At 59.5% G+C, this 25,667-nt stretch carries 22 protein-coding genes and 9 pseudogenes; 19 read left to right on the plus strand and 12 right to left on the minus strand.

All coding sequences use genetic code 11. The features are described from left to right. Window positions 1-11 precede the first annotated feature (11 nt). Window positions 12-1,550: an IS21 family transposase gene (gene istA / locus V4R08_RS17810; protein ID WP_335578153.1), complete on the minus strand. Its 1,539-nt coding sequence runs from the start codon at window positions 1,548-1,550 to the stop codon at window positions 12-14. Between the two features lie 161 nt (window positions 1,551-1,711). Between istA and V4R08_RS17815 the strand changes: the two are divergent. The 6 genes and pseudogenes from V4R08_RS17815 to V4R08_RS17840 form a co-directional block, all read left to right on the plus strand. Then, window positions 1,712-2,047: pseudogene (locus tag V4R08_RS17815) on the plus strand (IS21 family transposase); the annotation flags it as partial. Then, window positions 2,047-2,913 (plus strand): IS21-like element helper ATPase IstB, encoded by an 867-nt coding sequence (gene istB / locus V4R08_RS17820; RefSeq protein ID WP_335580678.1) that lies wholly within the window; start codon window positions 2,047-2,049, stop codon window positions 2,911-2,913. The pseudogene V4R08_RS17815 and the gene istB, both read left to right, overlap by 1 nt. A gap of 75 nt (window positions 2,914-2,988) precedes the next feature. After that, window positions 2,989-4,014: an IS110 family RNA-guided transposase gene (locus V4R08_RS17825; RefSeq protein WP_335577975.1), complete on the plus strand. Its 1,026-nt coding sequence runs from the start codon at window positions 2,989-2,991 to the stop codon at window positions 4,012-4,014. Window positions 4,015-4,622: 608 nt separating this feature from the next. After that, the gene (locus V4R08_RS17830; RefSeq protein ID WP_335580679.1) at window positions 4,623-5,186 is read left to right on the plus strand and encodes a hypothetical protein; all 564 of its coding nucleotides are present in this window, start codon (window positions 4,623-4,625) and stop codon (window positions 5,184-5,186) included. 815 nt (window positions 5,187-6,001) lie between these two features. Next, window positions 6,002-6,229, plus strand: a complete 228-nt coding sequence (locus V4R08_RS17835) for a hypothetical protein (RefSeq protein ID WP_335580680.1) — start codon at window positions 6,002-6,004, stop codon at window positions 6,227-6,229. Then, complete coding sequence (locus V4R08_RS17840; protein ID WP_442935711.1) at window positions 6,226-7,509, plus strand: cation:proton antiporter; 1,284 nt, start codon at window positions 6,226-6,228, stop codon at window positions 7,507-7,509. Before V4R08_RS17835 ends, V4R08_RS17840 begins: the two co-directional genes overlap by 4 nt. A 459-nt stretch (window positions 7,510-7,968) precedes the next feature. On the opposite strand, the pseudogene V4R08_RS17845 reads toward V4R08_RS17840, so the two are convergent. Then, window positions 7,969-8,157, minus strand: a pseudogene (locus V4R08_RS17845) (hypothetical protein); the annotation flags it as partial. A 74-nt stretch (window positions 8,158-8,231) separates the two neighbouring features. Continuing rightward, window positions 8,232-8,705, minus strand: coding sequence for a DUF5372 family protein (locus V4R08_RS17850; RefSeq protein ID WP_335580681.1), 474 nt, complete (start codon window positions 8,703-8,705; stop codon window positions 8,232-8,234). 28 nt (window positions 8,706-8,733) lie between these two features. Here V4R08_RS17850 and V4R08_RS17855 point away from each other — a divergent pair. The 3 genes and pseudogenes from V4R08_RS17855 to V4R08_RS17865 form a co-directional block, all read left to right on the plus strand. Continuing rightward, window positions 8,734-8,898: pseudogene (locus V4R08_RS17855) on the plus strand (ATP-binding protein); the annotation flags it as partial. Window positions 8,899-9,143: 245 nt separating this feature from the next. Continuing rightward, window positions 9,144-9,794 (plus strand): hypothetical protein, encoded by a 651-nt coding sequence (locus V4R08_RS17860; RefSeq protein WP_335580682.1) that lies wholly within the window; start codon window positions 9,144-9,146, stop codon window positions 9,792-9,794. A gap of 331 nt (window positions 9,795-10,125) precedes the next feature. Continuing rightward, window positions 10,126-10,298: pseudogene (locus tag V4R08_RS17865) on the plus strand (transposase); the annotation flags it as partial. Between the two features lie 52 nt (window positions 10,299-10,350). Here the strand turns inward: V4R08_RS17865 and V4R08_RS17870 are convergent. From V4R08_RS17870 to V4R08_RS17880, 3 genes are all read right to left on the minus strand, one after another. Continuing rightward, window positions 10,351-10,587 carry a hypothetical protein gene (locus tag V4R08_RS17870; protein WP_335580683.1) on the minus strand — a complete coding sequence of 79 codons (237 nt, stop codon included), beginning with the start codon at window positions 10,585-10,587 and terminating at the stop codon, window positions 10,351-10,353. Window positions 10,588-11,213: 626 nt separating this feature from the next. Next, complete coding sequence (locus V4R08_RS17875) at window positions 11,214-11,372, minus strand: hypothetical protein (protein ID WP_335580684.1); 159 nt, start codon at window positions 11,370-11,372, stop codon at window positions 11,214-11,216. A 161-nt stretch (window positions 11,373-11,533) separates the two neighbouring features. Continuing rightward, the gene (locus V4R08_RS17880; protein WP_335580685.1) at window positions 11,534-11,710 is read right to left on the minus strand and encodes a hypothetical protein; all 177 of its coding nucleotides are present in this window, start codon (window positions 11,708-11,710) and stop codon (window positions 11,534-11,536) included. A gap of 295 nt (window positions 11,711-12,005) precedes the next feature. On the opposite strand from V4R08_RS17880, the gene V4R08_RS17885 reads away from it, so the two are divergent. The 7 genes and pseudogenes from V4R08_RS17885 to tnpC form a co-directional block, all read left to right on the plus strand. After that, a complete protein-coding gene (locus V4R08_RS17885; RefSeq protein ID WP_335580686.1) occupies window positions 12,006-12,425 on the plus strand; it encodes a hyaluronate lyase N-terminal domain-containing protein in 420 nt (139 codons plus the stop codon). Window positions 12,426-12,960: 535 nt separating this feature from the next. Further along, entirely contained in the window at window positions 12,961-13,293 is a 333-nt protein-coding gene (locus V4R08_RS17890) for a DUF3775 domain-containing protein (RefSeq protein WP_442935712.1), read from the plus strand. 60 nt (window positions 13,294-13,353) lie between these two features. Further along, window positions 13,354-13,536, plus strand: a complete 183-nt coding sequence (locus V4R08_RS17895) for a hypothetical protein (protein ID WP_335580730.1) — start codon at window positions 13,354-13,356, stop codon at window positions 13,534-13,536. 565 nt (window positions 13,537-14,101) lie between these two features. After that, window positions 14,102-14,452 (plus strand): PRC-barrel domain-containing protein, encoded by a 351-nt coding sequence (locus V4R08_RS17900; protein ID WP_335580727.1) that lies wholly within the window; start codon window positions 14,102-14,104, stop codon window positions 14,450-14,452. Window positions 14,453-15,343: 891 nt separating this feature from the next. Continuing rightward, complete coding sequence (locus tag V4R08_RS17905; protein WP_335580687.1) at window positions 15,344-15,670, plus strand: transposase; 327 nt, start codon at window positions 15,344-15,346, stop codon at window positions 15,668-15,670. Continuing rightward, window positions 15,667-16,011: an IS66 family insertion sequence element accessory protein TnpB gene (tnpB, locus tag V4R08_RS17910; protein ID WP_335580688.1), complete on the plus strand. Its 345-nt coding sequence runs from the start codon at window positions 15,667-15,669 to the stop codon at window positions 16,009-16,011. The genes V4R08_RS17905 and tnpB overlap by 4 nt, the downstream gene beginning before the upstream one ends. A 68-nt stretch (window positions 16,012-16,079) precedes the next feature. After that, window positions 16,080-17,558 (plus strand): annotated as a pseudogene (gene tnpC / locus V4R08_RS18320) (IS66 family transposase); the annotation flags it as partial. A 255-nt stretch (window positions 17,559-17,813) separates the two neighbouring features. Here tnpC and V4R08_RS17930 read toward each other — a convergent pair. Both V4R08_RS17930 and V4R08_RS17935 read right to left on the minus strand, forming a co-directional pair. After that, a pseudogene (locus tag V4R08_RS17930) lies at window positions 17,814-18,617 on the minus strand (IS110 family RNA-guided transposase); the annotation flags it as partial. 558 nt (window positions 18,618-19,175) lie between these two features. After that, window positions 19,176-19,454 (minus strand): annotated as a pseudogene (locus tag V4R08_RS17935) (IS66 family transposase); the annotation flags it as partial. 21 nt (window positions 19,455-19,475) lie between these two features. Here V4R08_RS17935 and V4R08_RS17940 point away from each other — a divergent pair. Beyond that, on the plus strand, window positions 19,476-19,622 hold the full coding sequence (locus V4R08_RS17940) for a hypothetical protein (protein WP_335580731.1): 147 nt from the start codon (window positions 19,476-19,478) through the stop codon (window positions 19,620-19,622). 277 nt (window positions 19,623-19,899) lie between these two features. On the opposite strand, the gene V4R08_RS17945 is transcribed toward V4R08_RS17940, so the two are convergent. Next, on the minus strand, window positions 19,900-20,169 hold the full coding sequence (locus V4R08_RS17945; RefSeq protein ID WP_335580692.1) for a hypothetical protein: 270 nt from the start codon (window positions 20,167-20,169) through the stop codon (window positions 19,900-19,902). A 196-nt stretch (window positions 20,170-20,365) separates the two neighbouring features. On the opposite strand from V4R08_RS17945, the gene V4R08_RS17950 reads away from it, so the two are divergent. Next, complete coding sequence (locus V4R08_RS17950; RefSeq protein ID WP_011504876.1) at window positions 20,366-20,743, plus strand: PRC-barrel domain-containing protein; 378 nt, start codon at window positions 20,366-20,368, stop codon at window positions 20,741-20,743. Window positions 20,744-21,161: 418 nt separating this feature from the next. On the opposite strand, the gene V4R08_RS17955 is transcribed toward V4R08_RS17950, so the two are convergent. From V4R08_RS17955 to V4R08_RS17965, 3 genes and pseudogenes are all read right to left on the minus strand, one after another. Then, window positions 21,162-23,801: an autotransporter outer membrane beta-barrel domain-containing protein gene (locus V4R08_RS17955; RefSeq protein ID WP_335580693.1), complete on the minus strand. Its 2,640-nt coding sequence runs from the start codon at window positions 23,799-23,801 to the stop codon at window positions 21,162-21,164. A 450-nt stretch (window positions 23,802-24,251) separates the two neighbouring features. Next, window positions 24,252-24,482: a hypothetical protein gene (locus V4R08_RS17960; RefSeq protein WP_335580694.1), complete on the minus strand. Its 231-nt coding sequence runs from the start codon at window positions 24,480-24,482 to the stop codon at window positions 24,252-24,254. Between the two features lie 416 nt (window positions 24,483-24,898). Further along, window positions 24,899-25,042, minus strand: a pseudogene (locus V4R08_RS17965) (IS5/IS1182 family transposase); the annotation flags it as partial. Window positions 25,043-25,090: 48 nt separating this feature from the next. Between V4R08_RS17965 and V4R08_RS17970 the strand changes: the two are divergent. Continuing rightward, a pseudogene (locus V4R08_RS17970) lies at window positions 25,091-25,591 on the plus strand (transposase); the annotation flags it as partial. Window positions 25,592-25,667 lie beyond the last annotated feature (76 nt).

Raw genomic sequence — 25,667 nt, forward strand, 5'->3', positions numbered from 1 at the left:
ATCTCCAGGGTTCAGTGGAAATAGTCCTGACCGCGGATGTTGCCGTGGCGCAGGGGGTGGTCGTCGGTTGCCTCGTCGAGGAATGCGCGATCCAGTCCGTTCTTGAGGATCGAACGGATCGAGGCGACGGAATGCGCCTTGATCAGGATGCCGCGCCGGCAGGCGGCGTCGATGCGGGCATCGTCGTAGCTCCTGGTCAGCGCCAGGATGCCGAGGCAGGTGCGAAAGCCTTGTTCTGGATGCGGCCGGGCCGCGATGACGGCCTGGAAAAACGCCGCGGTCGATGGGCCGATCTTCTCGCCGGCGGCGATCAGCCCTCCCGGCGTCCACTTGCCGTAGCGGCGATGCGCGCTCGGCATGTGGTCGGCAATTGTGGTGTGGCCGCGCCGGTTCGGCGCACGCGGGTGGCTGGCAATCCTCTGGCCCTTGTGGAAGATCTCGACCGTCTTGTCGGTGATGCGAACATCGACGAGTTCACGGATCAGGCGATACGGCGTGGAATACCAATGGCCATCGACCTCGACGTGATAATCGGGGGCGACGCGGCAACGCTTCCAGCGCGCAAAGACATAGGGCTGCTCCGGCAACTCCCCCAGCTTGGGACGGTCGACCTCGGCAAACAGTTCGGCACGGCTGGTGCCGAATCCGCGCATCTGCCGGGCGTTGAGCTCGACAACCAGGGTACGAATCGCAGCATTCAGCTCTGCCAGGGAAAAGAACCGTTGATTGCGCAGGCGCGCCAAAATCCAGCGCTGTGCGATCTGGACGGCGACCTCGACCTTGGCCTTGTCCTTCGGTCGTCTCGGCCTCGCCGCAAGGATCGCGGTGCCGTAATGACCGGCCATCTCGGCATAGGTTCGGTTGATCCCGGGATCGTAGCGATCGGGGTTGGTCACGGCGGCCTTGAGATTATCGCAGACCACGAACTTCGGCACGCCGCCGAGATACCTGAACAGGTTGGTATGCACGCCGATCCAGTCGGACAGGCTCTCGCTTGGGCAAGCCTCGGCGTAGGTGTAGTTCGAGGCTCCCATCGCCGCGACGAACAGCTTCATGGCGTGCGCTTCGCCGGTGATCGGATCGACGACGTCGATGGTGTCGCCGGCAAAATCAACGAACACCTTCTCCCCGCCGATGTGGGTCTGGCGCATCGACGGGCGCACGCGGTTCTTCCAGGCCTCGAAGGTCGTGCAAAACCAGGTGTAGCCAAAGCCGTCCGGATTGGCGGCGCGATACTCTTCCCAGAGCAGCAGGCGCGTCACGCTGCGGCGGCGAAGCTCCTTCTCGACAAAAGCCCAGTCCGGTATCGGGCGCCGGTCGCTTTGCGACGCTGACGCCGGTGCCGGGAATAGCAACAGTTCCAAGCCATCGTCGTCCATTCCTTCCGGAAGTGGCCAGGCGAGCCCCGCCAGGCGCGCTCGCCGCACGTAGCCATGGACCACGCCATTACTCACCCCCAAGGTCCGCGCGATGACCCGCTCGGTCAACCCTTGGTGCCTCAAACGTAAAACTTCTCTGATCCGGCGCATCGACAATCTCTCGGTAGGCATCGGGCTTCCTCATCGGTTGAATGAGGAACCCGTAACCCGGTTGAGTTTGTCGGCCGAAGCGTCAGGCACCCGCGAAAGGGGTGCTCACGATCGCCTGAAATCGCTGCTCACGATCCCGCGAAATCCCTGCTCACGATCATCTGAAATCGGTGCTCACGATCCCGCGAAACACGCACAATGGCGCTCCCTTCAAGGACTGGGTGCTTCCGGCTGCGATAGAACGTATACGGCGCAAGCTCGCCGGTGCCGACGATGGCAACCGGCAGATGGTCGATATCCTCAATGCGGTTCTGACCGATGGCCTTCCGGCAGTCGAAGCGGCCTGCGCCGAAGCGATCACCAACGGCGTTCATTCCGCTGATGTCGTGCTCAACATCCTGGCCCGCCAGCGTGATCCTGCGCCGCCGGCCAACATCCTCACCCCGGCTGCGCTGACTTTGCGCCATGCCCCGATCGCCGACTGTGCCCGTTACGACAACCTCAGGAGAACCATCTGATGGAACGTACTCAACTGTTCGACCTCATGGGTGAGCTCAAGCTCTACGGCATGAAGGCGGCCTTCGACGAGATCATGGCGACTGCCGTAAAGCGCCAGCACGAACCGCAGCGCATTGTCGGCGACCTGCTCAACGCCGAGATCAACGAGAAGCAGGCCCGCTCGATCAAGTACCAGCTCACCATCGCCAAACTGCCGCTTGCCAAGGATCTCGAGGACTTCCAGTTCGACGGCACCCCCATCAACCAGACCCTGGTCAATGATCTCGCCGGCGGCGGCTTCATCGCCCAGCAACGTAACGCCGTCCTGGTCGGCGGTACCGGCACCGGCAAAACACATATGGCCATTGCAATCGCCCGAAGCTGCATCCGGTCTGGCGCACGCGGCCGCTTCTACAACGTGGTCGACCTCGTCAACCGTTTGGAGATCGAGACCCGCAACGGACGACAGGGTCGGATCGCCGAACATCTGACCCGGATGGACTTCATCGTCCTCGACGAACTCGGCTACCTGCCGTTCGCTCAGTCCGGCGGACAGTTGCTGTTCCATCTCGTCAGCCGGCTATACGAGCGCACGTCGATCGTCGTAACCACCAACCTTGCGTTCGGCGAATGGCCCAGCGTGTTCGGCGATGCAAAGATGACGACCGCGCTGCTCGACCGCCTGACTCACCATTGCGACATCGTCGAGACCGGCAACGACAGTTGGCGCTTCAAAAGCCGCGACGACGATCACGCAACCCGCGCTCGCCCCGTCTCCGCAACCCCGGCCAGCTCCGACGAGGCGAACGCTACCGTCAAGACTCGTCGCTCGAAGGGGTCAAAATTGGACGCCGATATGGGGTCAAATTTGAACACGATGACGTAATTGCGGTCGGCGCTCGCGGCACAAAAGCTCCGTTATCGTTGAACTCTCGCAATCAAATGATTCGGAGGAGCTGTCATGAAGCAATACGTCGGGCTGGACGTCTCGCAGAGAGAAACCGCAGTATGCGTGGTCAGCGAGACTGGGCAATTAATCTTCGAGGGAAAGGCCAAGTCTGATCCCGGCGATCTGACTAGGCTGCTTCGTAAACATGCGCCACTGGCGGAGCGCATTGGCTTTGAGACCGGTGCGATGGCGAGCTGGCTTTGGCACGAACTTCGGAGGGTCGAGCTTCCGGTCGTTTGCATTGATGCGCGGCATGCACACGCCGCCCTGTCGGTGCGTATGAACAAGAGCGATCAGAACGATGCGCGAGGTCTCGCTGAATTGGTGCGGGTCGGTTGGTATCGAGAAGTCAAAGTTAAAAGCGAGGAAAGCCAGAGGATCCGCTCGATACTCGTCGCGCGAGCCCGGCTCGTGTCCATGCGCCGGGATATCGAGAACCAGGTCCGCAGTCTGATCAAGGAATGCGGGTTGCTATTCCCCCGCGCCATCGGCCGACAGTTCCGCAATCAGGTCAGCGAGCTATTGGGTGAAGATCATCACCTCCTCAGCGTGATTGCGCCGCTCCTGTCGATTCATGAGCATATCTGTCAGCAGCAAAGCAAGTTCGACGACGATGTCCGCCGCTTGGCGAAGTCGGACGAGACGACGCGCCGCTTGATGACGGTGCCTGGTGTCGGCGTGGTGACCGCCCTAACATTCCGCCATACTATCGATGAACCGTCCCGCTTCCGATCGGCTTCCTCGGTCGGCGCCTATCTCGGCCTTACACCTCGGCGCAATCAATCTGGTGAGATTGACACTAGTGGCAAGATATCGCGATGGGGCGACCGGTTACTCCGAACTTACCTGTTCGAAGCAGCAACCGTTTTGCTTTATCGGACCAAAAAATGGTCCTCCCTCAAAGCCTGGGGAATGAAGCTTGCAAAACGGATCGGAATGAAAAAGGCGAAGGTCGCCATCGCCCGGAAGATCGCGGTGGTTCTCCACTGTATCTGGGTCGACGGCACGTCGTTCGATTGGGGCGCGAAGCCGGCCTGACGTATTTTGCAAGTTCCTGGCCCGGTCCGCCGGGTCGGCGATGTCCCGCTGGGACGGTCGTCGTGGTGACCTCGGTCAATCGGCTGGTGGCGGTTAGTCTGCACTCCGCTGAACACGTTGAGGCACCCGACCCGGACATCATCATGAGGCGCCTAGCGACCTCGGAAAGGACCATGACCCCAGTGCCGGCGTCGCAAGGAGGCTTGACAACATAAGGCAATTAAAGGGCCGATTGACAATCTGGTAATCATCGCTTCTCATGTTGGCCGGAGTTCCCCGTGCGCGGCGGCGTTAGGAATGCGCGTGCAGCATCGGGCTTCTACGCGCAATCCGTGTCCAGGCCCCGCATCTTCAGCCGGCCACATGATCGCGGTTTGGCTGCCAAGCGCGACCCCGACTTTGTCGAGGTCGTCCGCCGGCGCCTGCGAATCCCGGTCATCTCAATACCCGAGGTCTTCGATGCTGAACTCAGGTGAGTATCCTCTTGCCAATACGCATCTTGCTGACTTTTTTGGCAGCGTTCGTTGGTAAGGGAACCGTTCTCAACGCACAGGCCTCCCTGCGGCTTGACGCCGGACAGATGCTCTCAGCAAGCGAGATCCTATCCGGTGAAATGGCGTCCGGTTCTGCTGGGCGTGCAGTGCGTCGCGGGTCTCGCCGCAGTCGTCCTCGGCATCCTGGCGATCTGCGGGATCTATACCGATATTCTCACCTTGGTGGCCTTGCTCGTACTGGGCGCGACCGTGGTTCTGACCGGCAGCACCCTAAGTGGCACTTTGATGAGCTCCGCCAAGCCAACCGCTGGGTCCAAGGCGGAAACTCGTCTCAGTCGCCAAGCGTGGCCGAATGATAAAAGCGAAGAAGCAGTTGTGACCTGTGATCCTGATCCGTCCAACCTGTTGCAATCGGGCGGGGTCCATATACGGGGTCCATATACGTCCACATATGAGTCAGATCCATTTTCGGACGCGAAAAGGGCCGCACTTGGATTTGACACCCAGAAGGTCGATCACCATTTCCAAAGATCAGTCTGCACAAATCCAACACCGAATTCCACCTTGCCACAAAGCCAACGGTTTCGGGTTGCAGATCATCCCGCGATGAGCGGGCCACACGACGCGATCCGCCGCACGAAGGTGTCCCTGTCGCAACCCCATCTCGCTGGCGGTTGATCGAGACTCGGGCCACTGCTGCTCGATGTGATCGAGGCGGCCTCTTTCCGAAAACTGAAGGCGAGTTATCGGGTTGTAGCAGGCACCGTCGGAGACCTTCCCGTGGCTATGGGCGCAGCCGGCGCAATGGGACGATTGCTGGTCTGACCGACCGTGGACGAGCTATTGTTCGCCGTATTGCCGGTAAAACCTCTCCACGTCGGCCAAACGAACAGAGCGCCGACGATCACCAGCGCCCCAAGAATCGCCCAAATCGTCCCAGCACCTATTCCCGTAGTGCGGTTTGAGTTGTTATCATGGTTCAAATTTGAATTGCGGTTCGTGTCTGGCATCGTTATTTCCTCATGCTTGATGAGAATACCAATACCCCGCCGTCGTCGTAGTTCCACGCGCCTGTGTCTACGTTGCCAGCTCATCTTGTAGGATGGATATATTGCAAGCCTCGCTCGCTTTGGCTGAAATTTCTGCTGGCGGTGACTACTCGCGGCCCTGAAAGACCGAGCTTTCGCCTGCTCGACCATCTGGATGATCTCGGCTTTCTCAGATGCAGGATACCTCATGCCTCGTCCTCCCCATCCCCGTTCAAATTTTATAGGATGGCCCGCCCCTCACCATCGATGCAATCTTGCGTTGGAAACAGAGGAGAGGCCCATGACCAAAACGCCTATCGCCGTACTCGGAATTGATCTGGGTAAGAACAGCTGTGGCGGTCGGCGACCATTTCGATTGGCTGTGATGCTACGGATTTATTGCTTGCAGCAGTTGTACAACTCTCTGATCCTGGTGCGGAAGAAGTCCTTTGCGACATTTGCTCGATGCGCACGTTCGCGGGTCTGGAGCTCGGCGACGTCGATGCTCGGCTCCATGGCGTGGTTCGTTCTGCTGTGAAGCGGATATCGTGGAGTGAGGACCTTCATCAACACCTCCTCAAGGCGCTGTACGGGTCGCACGGCGCCATGATCGCTATAATGCTGGGCCTCTGGTTTGTCGTCTGGATCGACACCGACGTCGATGCGGTCCCGACACTGCACGAAACGACATGACGATGATGCACGGGCTGGTCATCACGCCATTCGATGCGGCGGCGATTCTTATCGTCTTGGCCGCCATCCTGGGTTACGCTAACCATCGCTTCATTCACCTGCCGCAATCCGTCGGCCTGACGATCATGGGTGCCGCCGCATCTCTGATCGTCGTTGCGCTCGACTGGCTTCTGCCCTCCACCAAGGTCGGAAGCGACGTTACGCGATTCATTGCCGACATCGATTTTCATGCAACTTTGATGGACGGCATGTTGTCGTTCTTGTTGTTCGCCGGCGCGCTCCATGTCGACTGGAATGAGATGCGGCGCGGACGCTGGCCGATCATCGTTCTCAGCACATTCGGTGTTCTGTTATCGACTGCGCTCGTCGGCGGCGGGTTCTATGTTATGGCCGGTCTGCTGGGAGCCCCGCTTCCCCTGGCCTGGTGTCTTGTATTCGGGGCGCTGATTAGTCCAACGGATCCCGTGGCGATCATGCGGGTCCTCAGCCGCGCCGATATTCCAGCGACACTGCAAGCGACCGTGGCGGGAGAGAGCTTGTTCAACGACGGCATCGGCGTCGTTGTCTTCACCATCATCCTGGCAGCAGCGCTTGGTGACGAGCCGCTGTCAATCCTAAACGCGGCGCAACTGTTCCTGATTGAGGCCGGCGGCGGCATTATGTTAGGCTTGGCGATCGGCTGGATCGCTTTCCGTGCCATGCAATCGATCGACGACTATAATCTCGAGATCATGATCAGTCTTGCCGTGGTCATGGGAGGCTACACGGCGGCGCGATGGCTTCATGTGAGCGGACCGGTTGCGATGGCGGTGGCTGGATTGCTGATCGGCAATCATGGTGTGGCCCATGCCATGAGCGACACCACCAAGGATTATTTGCTGAAGTTTTGGTCGCTGATCGACGATATTCTCAACTCGGTGCTGTTCCTGCTCATAGGGCTGGAGGTCGTGGCCATTTCATTCGATATGCGCATGCTCGGGCTGGCAATCGTCGCGGTGCCGCTTGCGTTAGCCTCGCGCGGGGCATCAGTCATAGTACCCCTTACTCTTCTGAAACCGTTCGTAACGCTGGGACCTCTGGCACCGACGACCTTGGTCTGGGGTGGTCTGCGGGGCGGGATATCGGTAGCCCTCGCACTCGGACTGCCCGTCGGCCCCTATCGCGCTAGTGCGCTGGCGGCCACATACCTCGTGGTGCTTTTTGCGGTCATCGCGCAAGGCGGCACCGTCGAGCGGGTGCTCAAATGGAAAACACGGCGGATCGATGCAGCGAAACAATAAGCCCCGCATTTCGTCCTGAATGACCACTTGGATGATACGCCGTGATGAACTCCACCACCATCGCCAATTGCATTACGAACCAGAACCCCGGCCTCTCGCCTTGGGCGTACGCGCCGAACACGCGATGACAAACTGGGCGAAGGCCATGAACACCCCTACATATTCCCGCCTGCCAGGAGAGTAGCATTGACGCGCATCTTCATAGCGGTCCGGACGTCATTCATGAAGACTTGAGGGCACATGATTGTTTCACGAAGCCTCTAGACCCCATGTTCGCGGCTGGCTGGCGACGCTTGATCGTCCCTTTGCTTTCCTGCTCGCTCTGCCCTTCTTGGTTGCGGCTGCAGGACTAGAGCGATAAGGCCCAGCTACGCGCCCACCGAGCGCGACATTCGAAAGTTTGCCGGGTCTTCGATCGCTGCGGCAAAGGAGGAAGAGGTAACCGCGCCGATCCCAGGACCATATCGACAGGGGGCCGGTCTCGAACACGACGCTCCTGGCTTCCGGTGCTCGCTTGCGGATCAGCTCAGCCAGCAGCTTCGGATGAGATGGACATTTTCCGCGCCAAATGCGCTTGCCACCCTTGCGCGCCGAGACCGCAGTCTCTTTCAATGCCTGGTGAGCCCTGCGCCAGCAAGACCATGCGATGATGTGTGCGGGTTGAATACGCTTCCGCGCGAGTCGGATGGCTGTAACGCGTTCGTCCGAGCTATTCGATGCTCTCAACATGCCGATCCGCCTTTATCGGCGCGCGGGTTGGTCGCATCCTCAGAAGCAGTACGAAGCTCCACGCGATCTGCTGCTACGTTTCCGCCGGCAGATCGAGCCAAAGTCTCGGGAGTGTCGTGATCCCCGGCTTTGGAAGTTCGGTGGGGGTCCGAGACGCTACGCGGTGTGGATTCGATGGGATGTTCATCGCGAATCACCTCCTCGATACGGGAGGTCAACGTGCTGTGCAAATGGTGCATCAATGTGAGCAGCGTTCGGACGCTGATACAGGCCAACGACTTCGATGCGCCTTCTTCTTCCGATGGCGCGGTCGCAAGATCGGTCGCCGAATGCCGGATTGAACGATGGCGCCCGTCGGGTAATCGAACAACGACGACGGCCGGACCACGTGCCGAACGCAGCGTCACGAGCTCGAGACGCTGACCCGCAAGGCCGTGGCGCGGGTTTACGATCGTTAAATCAGACACCACTCCGTCGAGAATGGCGCAGCCTCTGTTATTCGGTTCCGAGCGGCTCACCGGCGCGCTGCTCGACAGGCTGACCCATCACGTCCACATCCTGGGCATGAACGGCGACAGCTATCGGCTCAAGCAATCCACCGGTCGTCGCCGGTCAGCCGCCATGGCTGTCGCGGCGGAGCAAAACCAGACCCCCGCCTGACCCCTCATTCTGCCAAATCCAAAAGGCCGCTCGCTCGCTACGGCGCCATTGAAAGCGCGCTTCGCGAACGGCCTGCGCCGAAACCCCACTGGCCTGCTTTTACTCCGCCCCAGTGGCCCGGTTTTGCTCCGCCGTTGACAGCGGCGGGTGGTCAGCGGGAACGAGCTCGCGTCGTCTTCACTCCAGGGTACGAGCGATCACTCTGGGAACGAATATGACAGTTCAGAATTGGTCCCCCAGAATCCGTGAAAGGCACAGTAATGATAGATTTCCCGCACAGCGAAGAAGGCTCCCGCAAGCTCCTGAATCGCGCTGCCGTTGTGGCCCTCATACTGCTGATTGGTGCTTGGTTCGCCTTTTCTTGGTTCCAGCGCAGCAAAGAGCTTTTAGCAACACCTTCCACCGGCTCAGACGTCCATACCCCAGCAACTAATGTGGGCAATGCCGTTCCGGCGCAGAGCCAGAGCATCGCCGCCAAGCAAAATCCCGGAGGCGGGGAAGCCGCGAAGCAAAATCCCGTTGCCCGGGAAGTGGCGAAACAAAATCCTGCAGGCGGGGAGACCGCGAAGCAAAATCCCGGAATTGAGGAACATGCATCCGGTGGTCACGCCAGCGCTATCAAAACCTCTGAGCCGATCAACATAGATGACGCGCAACGTGCGACGCTGCGCGCGATTTTTGCCTCTGGCCATCCGCCAACGGTCGCGCGCCCGAACTTCGAGTTGATGATAGGCGCTTCAGTGGCAGAACAGACTCCGCTAGCGGATCTACCGCCTGGAGTGCCCAAAGCATTGAATGGATTTTCGGGAGATAAGTATGTTATTGCCGGCGACGAACTCGTCATCGTGGACCAGCACTCCCGGCGCGTCGCTGCCATCATCGGCGACGTCAAATAATCGAGAGTCCTTATTCGGCCGCTCATCATTCCGTTCTACCGCGGAGCGGCGGAGGTTCGGAGCCACGAACGTCTAGACGGTGGCCGGCGTTTAGCTTGCCAAGCCAATGAGATCCGTTGCTATGTGGATGCCAGCAGAGCAGCGCCGAGAAAACCGATAGGCGGTTCCTCAGGGGGCGAGCCCTTTACCCTACCGCAGATGCTGGAACGCCGACGATGCATGAGGCAAAAGTGTCCTCGCGCGTAGTTCTGCGAATTCGAGAAATGCATTCTGCTAATCGACCAGCAACAGTGGCGAGGGGCGCCGCTCCGACTTGGAGTTTTCTGAAACCCAACCATTTCCATTGGCGGTGATGCTACGGATTTATTGCTTGCAGCAGTGGTACAACCTCTCTGATCCCGGCGCGCAAGAAGCGCTTTACGACATTTGCTCGATGCGCACGTTTGCGGGTCTGGAGCTCGGACGCGACACTATCCCGATGAGACGACCATCTTGAACTTCCGGCACTAGCTTCGCCGAACAGAAAAAGGGCCCCGTCGAAACGGAGCCATTAAAATCAATAGTCGTGGTGGTCGCGTTTGATAATCACTGTTTTTCCACCACCATCGTGGTGATGATGGCGACCTTCGTGGTGACGCCATCCTTCGTGACGGTGCCAGCTGTGGTCATGATGGCGGTGATGCCACCCGTCGTGATCGTGACGCTTGATTACAATTTTTTCGGCGCTGGCTAATGTTGGAACAGCTAGCGCGAACGCTGCGGTAGCAGCGAGTACGTAAAAAAGCTTTTTCATAATCGTCTCCTTGTGAGTCACCCAAGCCAAACGCGGCGCTAGATGCTTATGTTCCGGCGGCCTTTACAGAGAATTCTGAACGGTTGTTCAGATGAGGTGGCTATTACTTCCCACTATTCATTGCGTCTGCGATTTTACTCGCGATCATATCGGCCACGCCTTGATCTGGGTCGACCGTGACGTGGACGTATCGCTGCGTCGTACTGAACTGAGAGTGGCTCAGCAGATTGCCGATAATCGGAAGCCAAGGCCCGCGCCTATGCCGACGCTCGCGAAAGAGTGTCGCAAATGATGAATGCGGACGTCTTAAATCTTGGCGCGTTTGTGGACCAAGCGCCAAGGCCGGTTCAAATCAGAGCGTGGCCGCTCGTCCTTTGTGCCCGCGGACTTACCTGTGATGACGTAGACACCGATGCGGGACAATTCTTCCAGCAGGGCGGTAGCTGGCCGATAGCAGAATGGTTTTCTTACCGGTTTTGCTAACTGGCAGGAAGAGCAGCGCGCCCCTGGCGTCAAACTCGGTACACTTGAGACTTAAGGCTTTGCTTAAGCAGCATGGGCGCGACACCGGCCGATGCATCAAAGGTTAGCTGGGCAGCGGAAGAGGAGCCGGACGACTTGCTCGACTAATTTACGGTCACCGCATCGACTTTGGTGCGGACCCCGGTTTGCGCGTCATACACTTCGACGCGAAGCATCGGAAATTTTGCTAGGAGTTCAGCACCGGCTAAGCGGGCGGTTTGATCATCATCGAAATTGATTTTCAGCTTTCCATCGACAACCATGGAGAATCCGCTGGTTGGGATTATGTCGGCACGCTGAGGGTTCCGAGGCTGAAGTTCCTCGGATTGTTCAGGTTTATGTAGAGTTTTCATTGCGATCCTGGTTGGAGTCATCTCCTAGATGGTGATGACTCTCAACAAAACAACCGCAGTCGATACCTGCTTTAACCCCGTGTATCCAGCGACACTCCGAGCACTGATGCTTTGACAGTAGTAGCAGCCACCGTGCGTTTAAGAGCGCGCGCGATTTTCTCTACCCCAACTTTCTTCTTGGCCAATCCCTTGAGCTTGTGCACGTCGGTTGTAGTCCATGGGCGGGGTTTTGTTGTCTTCTTGGCCACGTCGCTCTCCATCGTTTGCGATCAGCTTTTAGCATGTGCCATTGCGCACGCAACCCACCAGTACCACTCAACATCACCGTGCCGCGGATGTACCGGCCGGTGATGAATTCATTTCAACAGGAGGATCTATGACTGAACGACAAATGACACCCGTTTTGCATGACGATAAACCAGAAGACGAAATTGAAACGTCAGAAGCTGCCAAGCGGGCGCCCTCTGTAGACGGATTCATCAAGGACTTGGGATCGGTAGCCGATCCAGTCGGAGAGATAGTTGACCTTGGGAGCACGGAATAATGCCAACGTCTGCTGAATTAAAACTCCGGCGCGGCTCCGCAGATCAAGTCGCCGCGTTTACCGGCGCGGCCGGTGAAGTCACCCCGGACACGACCAACAACCGGCTTGTGCTGCATGACGGTACGACCGTCGGCGGGCATCTGCGCGCGACAGAAGCGTATGTGGACGATGCGATTGCGGCGATAGGCGCCGCGGGCGGCGATGCGCTGTCTACCAACAATTTATCGAATGTTGCCGCAACTGACATTGCGGTTAGAAACTTGGCCCCGACAGATTTGAATTTGTCTGGAACACCGGACGGCTCAAGTCCGCGCGTTGCCAGATATAGCGAGCTTGGCCGCATTGTGTTCGGGCAGGAATATCTCGGCGCTTGGATAAACATACTTGGCGCAGGCGGCGGCAGTCACCCGTGCGACTAAATGCGATGGCGCCGACGTTGCCAGCAACACGCGATAGTGCTTCAGCTCGGCGGATGGCGGCTGATGCGCTTTGACATTCTGCGGCTTCACCAGGTGCAACGCCATCGTCCGTGGACCGGCAGGCGAGGGGAGCCGGCAGCGCTAGGATCATTCAAGATGAACTGCCATCAGCCGTCATCCTGCGGCGCAGGCGAGGGGGGTTGCTTGGCAGACTCGGCCGCCATCTTCTCCATCTGTTTCTCGGTCGGCATGCGCCACGATGCTGGTCGATCTGAAGCCATGGCGCATTAGAACAAAAGAGAACAACAAGTCGAGCGGGATTTTTACATAGCTGACTGGGGAGGCCTGGAACCAATAACTCGGCGGTGGAGTTTTCTAACGAAAGATACTCACGAGGTCCGATCATGCCGGCAGAAGCAGCGCAGCAGCGCAGCCCAGGTCGGTATCCGGCGAGTCGTCGTCGGCGCTGACGATTTCAACTGAGAAGGTGTGTTTCATCATTATCAAGGCCAGGCAATTCGACGCGAAAGACGCAATGACGGAGCCCAATCGGGGATCGAATCCGTTCGATGATATGGAAGCCGTCGTTCTCGAAGAGCATGAAGACGACCCTGTCGTGGAAGAGTTGACCGGGCTTATCGACGCCTTATCCGAGGACGAGCAGATTGATCTCGTCTCGCTGACATGGCTGGGGCGCGATGACTATTCCGCCGCCGACTGGGCGATGGTTCGCGAGGAGGCCGCCCGCGCGCACAATGAGCGCACCGCCAGCTATCTTCTCGGCGTTCCGCAGCTCGGCGATTTTCTCGAGGAAGGACTTTCGATGCTCGGCTATTCCTGCGAGGACTTCGAAATCGGCCGGCTCTAACAAAAACCAAAAGGAGCCGAGAGAATGCCCGCCACTGTGTGCGGCGTTTAGGAGGTCACCATGCCAGACAAACCAATCAATGGCCGCGAGGCGGAGCTTTCAGAAGAGGATATGCAGCGCGAGCAACTAGGGCCACGCGGTGTGCCGGGAAAGGAAAGCCCGGCTAAAATGACTCCACAACGCGAAAAGAAAGCGCCGAAGGAGTTGATTCAGGACATACAGCATAGACCTTGCGGTCCTTGATTTCGGCAAGGGCTGAAGTGTATCGCCGGACTTCGTTTTATGGACGGTCTGCGTACGGAGGCCGCGTCAACCGCATCCTCGCCGAACGATTGAACGCGCGCGGCGGCCTCACCTGCCAATTCCTTGACCTTTTCCACTGCGGGGGCGGCCGCATCCGCTGCGCGGGCGCGCATGGAATTGCTCGCATGGCATTTAGTTTTGTTTGCTCACGGTCTTGTAAGACGGTTCCGGGGTGTCCATTCATCACCGCCCTTCACGATCAATCTTCCTGTCCCGATCAGCCAGCGGAGGTGGCCCGACAGTCTCACGAGCCAGCCGCTCCGCCCTTTGACGCTCGCGATTGGTGTCGAATGCCTTTGCTGTTGCGGCGTTGGCGAGTATGTCTTGTTACTTCCTCATTGCCATCGCGACCGGATTGATCATGATGACTGCGCTGTTGATGTCGCTAGCTTTTCGGCCACCGACCCAGGCCGTAGTGGATTGGGCCATGAAATCGGAAACGCGCGGCGCCGTGGAACATTTGCCGCGCCTCTCGCTTTCTTCCGTCCTAACCAAGGAGAACCCTATGTCCATTGAAGGAAGCACCGGCCGTCTGATCGGTAGCGATAAGGTCGAAGGAACGGCTGTCTACGGCGCGAACGAAGAGAAGATCGGCACCATCGCGCGCGTCATGATTGAGAAGACCAGCGGCCAAGTTTCCTACGCCGTGCTGGGCTTCGGCGGAATTCTCGGCATTGGTGACGACCATTACCCGCTGCCATGGAACTCCCTGAAATACGACACCGCTCTCGGGGGCTACCGGACCGGCGTGAGCGTGGATCAGCTGAAGGGTGCGCCCAAATACGCGACCGATACGAGCTGGAACTGGTCAGACCCAGCACGGACTCGAGCGGTCGACGATTACTACGGCTTGTAAGCCCAAAACCGATGCGCGGCTATTGACTCGGCCGCGCAATTCTATGAACAGCGAAAAGGAACTAGACTGCGGCGCCGAGTCTAGTTCTGACGAGCCGCGCTCGTCCCGTGGCTTTGCACGGTCCTGTTCTCCAGCTCCCTTTTACCCCGCAGGACCGCAGGAGTACGAGGGCATGTCCCAGCCTGCGCCCGAAACGAGCGCCACGTCCTGCAGCAACGTCGGCAAGACGCGGAGCGCAGCAACATCAACACGGGGAGCAGCATCATCTCGCCAGGTTGCGCTGGCCACTAGATCGAACATCCTCGCAGGAATCTCTAACCATCGATTCGATCTCGCACCAGCGCAGCTGCAGCGGCAAACCTCTCCGCCAGTCTTCTCGATCATCTTATGAATAGGGACCAGATGTCCGGCGCCTGGATATGCACAGACAAAGAAGCTCGCGGCCCTTGGTCTCTAGGCGTTCTGTCGTCGTGTTGTACAACCGCACGCGCCTTTATTTGTCGTTGAATAAACACGCGCCGATGTCACGCGCCGCTTAGACAGCCGGACGCGTTCTCTGTCGTCCCATTCTGCGCGGACCGCATCATCAATATACCCGGATTTGATTTGCGATAAGGACAAGAGGGACAAGCGGCTAAAAATCAACAGCTGGCGTGACGGCCTCAAACACCGCCCGCTGTACGCCATCAAGCGGGCGCTGACCTGGTGGCTTCGGCACGGCAAGAAAAGAGCCGCCGTTTTCTGAGTTGTTGGACGATGTGAAGCTCTTTACCGGCGACAATGTTCTGAGCCGGAAGCGCCTTGGACGGCAAAAAGGACGTCCATTTGGGCGGCTCGCCGATTGGAGCAGTCAGCCGGCTTGAAGTGCTTGAGGGACCGACGGGTCGGCGCATGCGTTCGGAAGCTGAGCGGGCTCGGATCGTTGCCGAGAGTTTATTGCCTGGCGCTCAGATATCGGAGGTGGCGCGCAAGCATGGTGCGACGCGCTGGCAGATTTACGACTGGCGACGACGCTTTCGACAGAGAGGCGCATTGCCGTCGTGCGAATCGCCGACGACGAGCTTCGCACCGCTGGTTGTGGAAGAGCCGTTAGACGAGCGTCACGTTCCGGCGGTCAAGCTTGAGATTGCGATCGGTGACATCGTCGTGCGGACGGACGCGGCGATCGACGGGAAGCAGCTGTCTCAGGTGATCCGCGCGGTTCGAGCGTCACGATGATCGCCCCCGGTGGCGAACTGAAGATTTACGTCGCGACGCGGCCTGTCGACTTCCGCTGTGGGCTTGCTGCGAAGGTGCAGGAGATGCTTGGTCTCGACCCGTTCTGCGGCGCGGCCTTTGTGTTTCGGTCGAAACGAGCGGATCGGATCAAGATTCTGGTCTGGGATCGAACGGGCCTGGTGTTGGTGCATAAGCGTCTCGAGGGCTGCAAGTTCGTGTGGCCCAAGATTGCGGATGGCGTGATGCGGATATCGCCGGCGATGTTCGCGGCATTGTTTGAAGGTCTCGATTGGAGGTTGGTCCGACCTGAGGAGACGCGCCGTCCTCAGGTCGCGGGATAGCTGCGGCAGAGTGACTCGGAAGCTCTTTGCGCATGGCGAGAACGGCGGCGATGTGCTGGAAATAGCGCATGAGCACCGCGACGCTGCGCGACGAAAACGAACGCTTGAAAGCGCTTCTGACGCAAACCCAGGCGACGTTGAGCGAGCACCAGGCGGCGCTGGCGGCGATCGGAGGAAGCGCGGCGTCGGTTGGAAGTCATCCTCGGTGAACTCCGCCGGGAGAAGTTCGGCGCGAAGTCCGAGAAGCTGCGGCCTGATCGATATCATTTGTCGCTTGAAGACGTCGAGATTGCGCAAGGCGTCCTGGGGGCGGCGCAGGAGAAAGCGGCGGCGATTATCCAGGGCCGATCGCGCGGCGCATCAGATCGAGCCCGTCATCGCAATCGGGGCTGCCTGCCTGCGCATTTGCCGCGGGTGGAGCGGATCATCGAGCCTGCGAGCACGCTGTGTCCCTGCGGCTGCGGCGCGATGACGAAGATCGGCGAGGACGTCAGCGAGCGGCTCGACGTGATCCTGGCGCAATGGCGCGTGCCGGTCACGCGTCGTCCGAAATATGCTTGCCGCCGCTGCTCGGCGCGGTCGTTCAGGCGCCCGCGCCGGAGCATGTCGTGCCTGGCAGACTGCCGACCGAAGCGGCCATTGCGCAAGTGATCGTCTCCAAGTTCGGCGATCATACGCCGTTTTACCGGCAGGCCGGGATCTACGAGCGACAAGGGATCCGGCTCGATCGGGCGACGCTGGGGAACTGGTCCGGCCGCGCCTGTTTCCATCTCCAGCCCATCGGCGATCACATGCGCCGCCGCCTGGCGGTGGCGGATCGCCTGTTCATGGACGAGACCACGGCGCCGGTGCTCGATCCGGGGCGCGGCGCGACGAAGAAAGGCTACTTCTGGGCGATCGTCTCCGACGATCGCGGCCACAGCGGCCCAAGTCCGCCGATCGTGCTGTTCCGATATGCGTCCGGACGCAGCGGCGCCTTCGCCGAGCAGTTCCTCGACGGCTGCAACGGACGCTTCCTGCAGTGCGACGCCTATGACGGATATAACCGGCTCACCGAGGTCGTTCGACCGCAGGGACCGTGGACGCTCGTGCATTGCTGGAGCCATCTCCGCCGACGTTTTGTCAAACTGGCACGCAACAGCAAGTCGCCGATTGCCGAGGCCGCGGTTCGCCAGATCGCACAACTCTATGCTCTCGAAGCCACGGTGCGCGGCTCAGCACCGGGCATCCGGTTGGCCGCGCGCAAGGCGCATTCCCTGCCCATCGTCGCCGTGTTGAAGCCGTGGTTTGAGAAACAGCTCTCGATGATCTCGAGCGGCTCGACGCTCGCCGAGGACATCCGCTACGGACTCAATCATTGGCAGGGACTGACGCGCTTCCTCGATGACGGGCGCCTCGAACTCGACACCAATCCGGTCGAGAACGCCATACGGCCGGTATGCCTGACCAGAAAAAATGCGCTCTTCACCAGCCATGAGGTCGGTGCCGAAAATTGGGCCTTGCTGGCGTCGATCGTTGCCACCTGCAAGCTTCTGTGGTTGCCGCCTGCGGTGCAAGAAGTTTCCGAGCCGATGTGCAGGTGATCGAATGCGGTCTTCTGTCAGGCCTTTGAATGCGGCATGTAAGAAGCCGCTGGCCGGTATGGTGATCTGCGGATCGGGTCCAAATCTCAACGTCGAGCTTCAGGGCTCTGAGTTTGCAACTGGTTTTCCTGATCCAGATCGGTTCGATCATTTGCCCATTCTGGTCGTCGCCTTCTACACCCCCTTATCCGACGTCAGGCAGATTTGGCGGCATGTTGTTCATGCCGCCACGGCCTGCGTCGAATCTCGATAATCTTCGTTCCTGATCATCAACGCCCAAATGGTCCGCGCCATCTTGTTGGCCAGGGCGATCGCCACGAGCATCCTCGGCTTGCGCGCCGCCAAGCGCGCCAGCCACGAGTCTGCCAGGATCGATTTACGGCCTAGCCAGCTCAGTCGCGACATGGCGCCGATGATCAGCAGTCTGCGGATATCAGACTGTCCTGCCTTCGAAACGCGCCCGAGCCACTCCTTGTCGCCAGAAGAGAACTGGCGTGGGACCAGACCGAGCCATGCCGCAAAGTCGCGACCACAGCGAAAGCTCTCCATCGGCGGCGCGAAGGCTTCAACGGCCAGAGCGGTCAAGGGGCCGACCCCTGGAATGGTCTGCAATCGTCGCGCCGCGTCTGCTTCAACCGCGAGCACCTTGATCTTCGCGGTCTTGGTATTGATGCGGACCGTCTTCTCGGCGATCTGCTCCAGCAGGTCGCGGCATTCTGCCCGCATCAAAGCGGGCAAGTCGTTATTCGGCTCATCCAGGATTTCTTCGATGCGCTTAATCTGGTGAATGCCCTGCGGAACAACGTGACCGTATTCGTAGAGGCAGGCCCTGAGGGCATTGACCAATTCGGTGCGCTGATGGACGAGCCGTTCACGGGCGCGAAACACGACCGCCCGGCTTTGTTGCTCGGCTGTCTTCGGTTCGACAAAGCGCATCTCGGGTCGCTGGGCGGCGATCACGATCGCCTCGGCGTCCGCTGCATCATTCTTCTGGCGCTTCACGAACGGCTTCACATACTTGGAGCGGCTCTCGAAGAGGCCATAATCCGGCGAGAGAACTCTGTCAGGCGTCGACATGGTGACCGGGCTTTTCTGAGTATAAACGAAGCCGCCGAGCGGAATATGATCGGCCGACGGCTTCGCCAGGGTGGGTCCGGGCTAAGGGCAATTGCCCGGTGACGAGAAGCTATCCTTCCTCTCTTTCCGCGCAACGAAACTCGCTCATTAAGCTTGATGTCGCCGCTGAAGGTTAAGTCTGGAACCAACCATCTTGACGTCACCGACCCGAATACGTTGCCCATTGCCTTGGGCACGGGCAAGCCAACATGCAACGAACAGCTCGTGGAATACTACCTTCGCGCCGCCGCGTCGCAGCCGTGTGGATCGGCGTGGAGGGGCATGTCGATGCGCAGGACGTGGTCTCGATCGAGATCGAGCCCGGTCGCGTCGGCTAGCGGAAGAGCGGGAAATGCGGTTCAAGCGCGTCCAGCCGGCCGCGGCGATCTCGACGGAAGCGTTGAGATTGGACCGCGGAGCATATCGGCAACGAGGACTATCGCGGGATTTATTTGGGCCTTCGCGCTGGCCGGTCTTGGCTTTCCCGCGGCCGGGATCAAGCGCCGTCGTCTCGTTGGCGAACAGCTTGGCCGAGCCCTTGAGCCTGGTGAGCAGACGCTCGTGCACCGGCCGCAGCAGGAAGGCGGCGCGACTGACCCAGTCAGCCAAGGTCGAACGATCGAGCGTTATGCCCTGGCGCGCATAGATCTGAGCCTGCCGATACAGCGGCAGATGGTCGGCGTATTTGGAGACGAGAACCAGCGCTACCGTCGCCTCGGTCGGCAACCCGCCCTCGATCAGTCTGGGAACGAATAGGGAATAGTAATGATAGATTTCCCGCAGAGCGAAGAAGGCACCCACAAGCTCCTGAACCGCGCCGCCGTTGTGGCTGTCATACTGCTGGTTGCTGGTTGGTTCGCCTTTTCTTGGTTCCGGAACGGCATTGTCAGTTGCTGGGGTTTGGACGTTTGAGCCGGTGGAAGATGCTGCTAAATGCTCTTTGCTGCCCTGGATGTAAACGATCCGGCGGATCTCGTCGGGGAATGCGAAGAACGGAATGACCTCTGCCCGAAGATTACGGCGAACTGAGCTTTAGCCATGGTCCACTCACGTGGCGGCATTTTCCACTCTTTCTCTGACCGGTTTCTCATCGAGGGCTTCTTCTCCAAATTCGCCCGGTCGGTCTTATGCCACTATGAGTTCAGGAAACATTGCCTTCGTGCCCACCGTCGCGAATTTGATGCGCCCGCTAACGAGAATATCGATCGTAGTATCGTTGAAGTCTATTCCGCGGCGGCTGCGATCCTTTAGTCAAGATCACGCCTAGTGCGAAGCCGATAAAACCTGCCATCAGGAGGGCGCTTCCTGGGTTTTTAACAACAAGCTCGGAGCCTTGATCGTAAGCCGCTGAGCCTGCATCTGCTAAATTGTCTGCCATGCCGTGTGCGGCATCCTTGACCTGATTTGCTGTGTCTTTAAATGCACGCTCAGTTTCCGTCCCAGCATCCCGATCAACCATGACGATCACTCCCTGTTGGGAGCAATAAGCCATCCGCGGCTCAATCGTTCCTGTGAAATGGATTGGCTTTATCTGGGTGAAGTGGCCCGGTAGCGAAATCGCGCTGGTCGCAGTGGGGCAGGGGCTCTTACAACGCACGATGATGGAACATTCGGCGCGCTTGCCGCGTTTTTCCTTCCCAACGAAGGAGCATCGCATGGCCACCGAAGCGAGAGAGACAAGCACACTGATAGGCAGCGACAAGGTCGCGGGCACCGCGGTGTACGGCCCCGACGACCAGGAGATCGGAACGATCGAGCGCGTTATGATCGAGAAGACGAGCGGGCGCGTGTCATACGCCGTCTTGGGATTCGGCGGATTCCTCGGAATCGGCAATGACCACTATCCCCTTCCGTGGAACGCCTTAAAATACGATACTCGCGTCGGCGGCTACCGCACTGGCATCACCGCCGACCAGCTCAACGGCGCGCCGAAGTATGCCTCCGAGAGCAGCTGGGACTGGGAGGAGCCCGGGCGCTCCAAGTCGGTCGACGACTACTACGGTTCCCGCATTACCCATTCGGCCCTCGAATAGGATCGAACAACGTAGGCTGCGCGTAGACCGAGTCTCGCAGCACGGCCCTGCAGTCTTCCCCGTTCCTGCGGGGCCGTACATACTCGCAGCCCGCAAACTTGCTTCCCAATATTGGGACCCCTTTCTTTCGAATAGTCATGTAGCGCAAAGTGATGCACACGGCAGAGTGGAATCAGATGCAGTTTGGCGTGTCAACGGCGGACTCATTTTGGGCCTACTACTAGCCGCCGAGATTACGGCGCGGACTAGGCGCGATCCGGGCGAGGTGTTTGAAAGCCTACAGGCGCTCTGGCGGCTTAAGGCTGCCTCCAAACACTACTTTGGCAGACTTTGGGTCTATTCGAGAGGCTTACGTGTCGGATGGTCGGTCACCGGCTTCCAGATGCGAAGGCGATCGTGACGTTCGATCTGCGGCTCCTCACCACGCGTAGCGGACGATGCCCTTGCCGGCGTAGGATTGTGTGACGTTGGAGAGCTCGCCCTCGAAGGTGGCGGCCATTGACCAGTTGTTGATCCATTTCATCTCGGCCGCGCCGGTGACGAGCGCTGCGTCGGAGGCCATAGCTGTGCCGTTCACGACGAAGCTGGCGCCAGGCAAGGTCTGGAATGTCACGGCGACGGTGCGATCCGGATTGAAATCGTGCGCCCATGCAAGACGTCCGCGCAGGGTCAGGATCGCGTCCTGCACCGCGTAGGATTTGTCGGTGCGGACACCGAGTTCGCTGCGGGGATCCGTCACGCTCTTGGCGTTATAGGCCTGCGCAAACGTGTTGGCGCCGGACAGAATGCTTTCGGCGTAAGCCGGCAGATCGAAGGTGGTGAACTGGCCGGCCGCATAAGGCGTGATCCCGACGCCGCCCATCGCCGGGCTGACCACGCGATAGCCGCCTTCGGCACGGCCCGACCATGCGTTGGCGCTGAAGCGCGCCTGCAATCGGTCGGAGCCGGCGATCGTCACGATGCGGTTGGTGGTGATGTCCTGCCAGCCGTAAGCGAGCGCTCCGGAGAGATAGGCGGCGCCGGTGTTGTGGCGAATGAAGGCGCCGGCCTGGAACAGGTCGGAGTGTCCGCTGCCCCGCCCGTTGGCGACATTGAAGTTGGTGCCGCCGCCCGCCATTGCGAAGCCGGCGGTCGTGGACAGAGAGATGAGGTAGTCGGCGCCGACCGCGACGCCGGCGACACTTGAGGTCGTCGTACTGGAGCCGAGCGATGCATTGCCGTCGGTGCTCTGCGAGCCGCCGTAGCCTGCGGCCCACACGCTCCAGCGCGGGTTGAGGGGATAGGCCATTGCAGGCGCCTTGCGATAGATCGCGGCATAGGCCGGGGCCGCACCGTTTTCGGTTGCGCCATTGCCGCGGCCGGCGACGAAGGGATCGCTCAAGATCCCCAGGAACAGGTTCATTGCATTGAAGGTTGCCTGCTGCGAGCCGATCGCCACTTCACCAGAGACCTGCGTCAGGCCTGCTGGCGTCAGCGTACCGAACACCAGCGGAATGCCGCCGGCGGTGTTGAAGGAATTGGTCAGCGCATTGGCGACATTGCGCTGGTTGGGGCTGGTAAAGGCCCTCGCCGGCTGCGGAATAAAGTTCAGCGTCAGGTTGAGATAGGCATGGGTCGGGTCGTAACTCAGGCTGGTCGTGAAGTTCGCTGGCAGGTTGGTGTTGGCCAGCGAGCCGAACGTGCCGCTGACGTTGCCTGCCGTGAGGATGGTATATTGCTTCGAGATATAACTGCCGTTGGCATAGACCGCGCTGACGGTGGCGTCACTGAGCGTCGCTGCACCCGTGACATTGGCGGATGACGCGGTGGCGGGGTTGAGCATCACCACATACATCGCGCCCGCGTGCAGTGCCAGTCTGCCGAGACTCATCGAGGAGCCCGGCGTGCCGTCGCCCGGCGCTAGCGTACCGCCGCTGTTGATGCCGACGCTGCCGACGCTGCCGGTGCCCGCAAGCACCGCACCGGTGCTGACGCTGACCGGGCTTGACGCCGCCAGCGAGCCGGTGACGTTGAGCGTGCCGGCATCGACCGTGGTGGCCCCGGTATAGATGTTGGCGCCGGCGAGTGTCAGCGTCCCCGTCCCCACCTTGACCAGCGAGCCGCCGAAGGCGCCAGCTAAACCACAACTCAAGCCTGACGGTCCGCAGTCGCTGATGATGCCGCTGACGATGGTGCTCAGATTGTTGCCACCGACCGTGAGTTGATTGGCGCCGAGATAGAATTCCCCGTTGCCGGCGATCGAGCCGGCGGAGAGTTGCCCGTTGTTGAGCGGTCCGCTCGACTCCGAGAAGTCGATCCGCGCAATGGCGGCGCCGTTGGTGATGCTGGCGTTGCCAGCCGTGCTGGTGTTGTAGAACTGAAGGGTACCATTATTAATAATGCTGGCGCTGCCGGCCGTGCTGCTGTCGTAGAACTCCAGGATGCTGTTATTTGTGACGCTGGCGCTGCCGGCCGTGCCGAGCGTCGCAAATTGCAGAGAACTGTTGTTTGTGATGCTGGCGTTGTCGGCCGTGCTGCCGCCGAAGAAGTACAGGCTGCTTTTATTGGTGATATTGGCGCTGCCGGCTCCGGTAGCGTCATAGAATACCACGCTACCATTATTCGCAATGTTGGCGTTGCCGGCCGTGCTGGTGTCGATGAACTGCAGCACACCGTTATTTGTATCAGTGATATTGGCGCTGCCGGCTGTGCTGCCATGGGAGAATTGCAGCAAATTATTGTTAGATATGCTGACGTTGCCGCCACTGACGACGATCCCTCCACCGGTGAAGATCAGAAAATGGTCGTTAGTGAAGGAATAGTTTGAAGCGCTGGTGTTGAAGGTCCACCCGCCCAGGGCAGTGTCATTCGCGAACGTAATGGTCGTGCCGGTCGATGTGCCGAACGATGCGGTGCCGGTCGGCACAGTGGTCGGGGTCCAGTTCGCCGCGTCATTAAAATCGCTGCCGGGCGGAGCAGCGAGCCAACTGGCATCCTGCGCCGCCGCCGGCGCCGCCCGCGTCAACGCCAAAGCGAGCCATGCCGCCAAGCCCGCCTTGTAAATTGACAGTCTGCTCATGCCCCGTTCCTCCGGCTGCGTGCTGGAGGCCGCCAGCAGAGCCGTGACCGAATCGCGTAACTGACATCATATTACCTATGGTTAATATTATCTTGTCTGCCATCCGATCGGACATCCCGCACCGCCCTCAATCAGTCAGAAGGCTTCCCGCGAATAGGATAGGGATGAAAATCAAGTACGGGCCCGAGCCAAGTCCTCTCGCGCTACGCCGAGCTGCTCAGCAGCATAAAGCGCGGCGAAAGCTCCCACCGAAGGATCTGGACGCTCAGCCGTGACTATAATCCAGGCGGCGTCAACCTCAGCGAGCGCCGCGTGTAAATTGGCGATAGCGCGTCCGATTGCGCCATAAAGCGCGATCTCCTGTTCAGGTATAGCCTTCTTCGACATTATCGCCCGCTTCCGATCCTTCGACTGAAGTTAATAGGTGCTCACTGGCGTCGGCGGCTGTACCTACAGTTCATCAGTGTGGCCCTTCGGGCCGCGCCTTAGCACACCGTAGTTGCTCGACTTGCTTCCATCAGCGGGCGTGATGCCAGCCGAGGCCAAACCCATCTTTAAGAGCTCTCGAACCGCTGCGGCCCTTGTCGGCATGCGATTCAGAAAGCGGAAGTTATCGACCACTTCCAGCTCTTCAGCCGAGAGCATGATTTGCAATCTTTCTCCCCGACCAAATTTTTTCATGGAAGGCTCCTGAGTAAAATGAGTACTTAACTAATTCACGGTCCTTGGGGCTGGTTCCTCCATCGTCAACAAAATGCGTAAATTAGTAAATTAATATAATAATATCAGCAAGTTACGGCTTGCCTCACTTCGCGGGTGTGTGTAGAATAGCGCGATGAGAAACACTCGCATTGACGATAAAATGCCCCCCCAAGGCCAGAAGCCGAGTCAGGATGATGACAAGGCGAGGCGCGAGAAGGCCGAAAGGTGGGCTTTCAGTCCAAGCCTACAGCCCCCGACCCAACACGGGATTGGTTTGACCGGCGCGACAAGGGCACGGGGCTAGCACAGGTCGAGTTGGTCAAGGCAAGACAGCAAAGGGGTTGAGCAATCGCGGCCCTTCAAAACCTGAAGTCCGGGGAAGTTTGGGAGGATGAACCCGCCTTGGGATAATGCGGCTCGATCAAAGCTTCGAGCGCGACCCAAGGCACCACGCCTGCCATCTCAGCCAAAAACACATCTCGCTTCGTGCGCTTCTTCTTGGCCGCATAATCGAGCGACGCGAAACTCAGCTGGCCCATCCGAGCGCCTCCCCGAATCAATGATCGAAGAGTGCCATAGTCGCCAAGTTGTGCAGAGCTTCCCTAGCTATGCTGGAAGCTTGGCGTGGCATTCGCGTCCGCGCCGCCGAACTCGGACGCCAATTGGTGCGGGACGCCCGCCAGAGTCAGGCTTGCCGCGTCCTCATGTCGATTCCCGGTATCGGTGCGATCACCGCAACCTCCTTTACCACAGCTATTGAGGAGCCCGACAACTTCGGGAAATCCCGATCTGTTGGCGCGTGGATCGGCCTAACAACGCGCCGCTACCAATCCGGAGAAGTCGATTATGACGGCCATATATCCCGACGTGGCGACCGCCATTTGCGCGGGCTTCTCTACGAAGCGGCGGCGGTCATTCTGACGCGTAGCTCAACCGACAGCACTCTGCGCACGTGAGGTCGGCAGCTCCGGCAGAGGATCGGCTTCAAAAGAGCTGCCGTGGCTGTGGCGCGCAAACTGGCGGTGATAATGCATACGATGCTTAAGACCGGCGAGTTGTTTAATCCGAATGCCGGAGCCGCCGCATAAGTCCGGATAGCGTTCAGAACCTGAACGCCTAAGGTGTCCATGCCGAGACGTGAGCCGAGCCATTCCGCTGATGGGG

The sequence above is a fragment of the Nitrobacter sp. NHB1 genome (assembly GCF_036964665.1).
Taxonomy (GTDB): domain Bacteria; phylum Pseudomonadota; class Alphaproteobacteria; order Rhizobiales; family Xanthobacteraceae; genus Nitrobacter.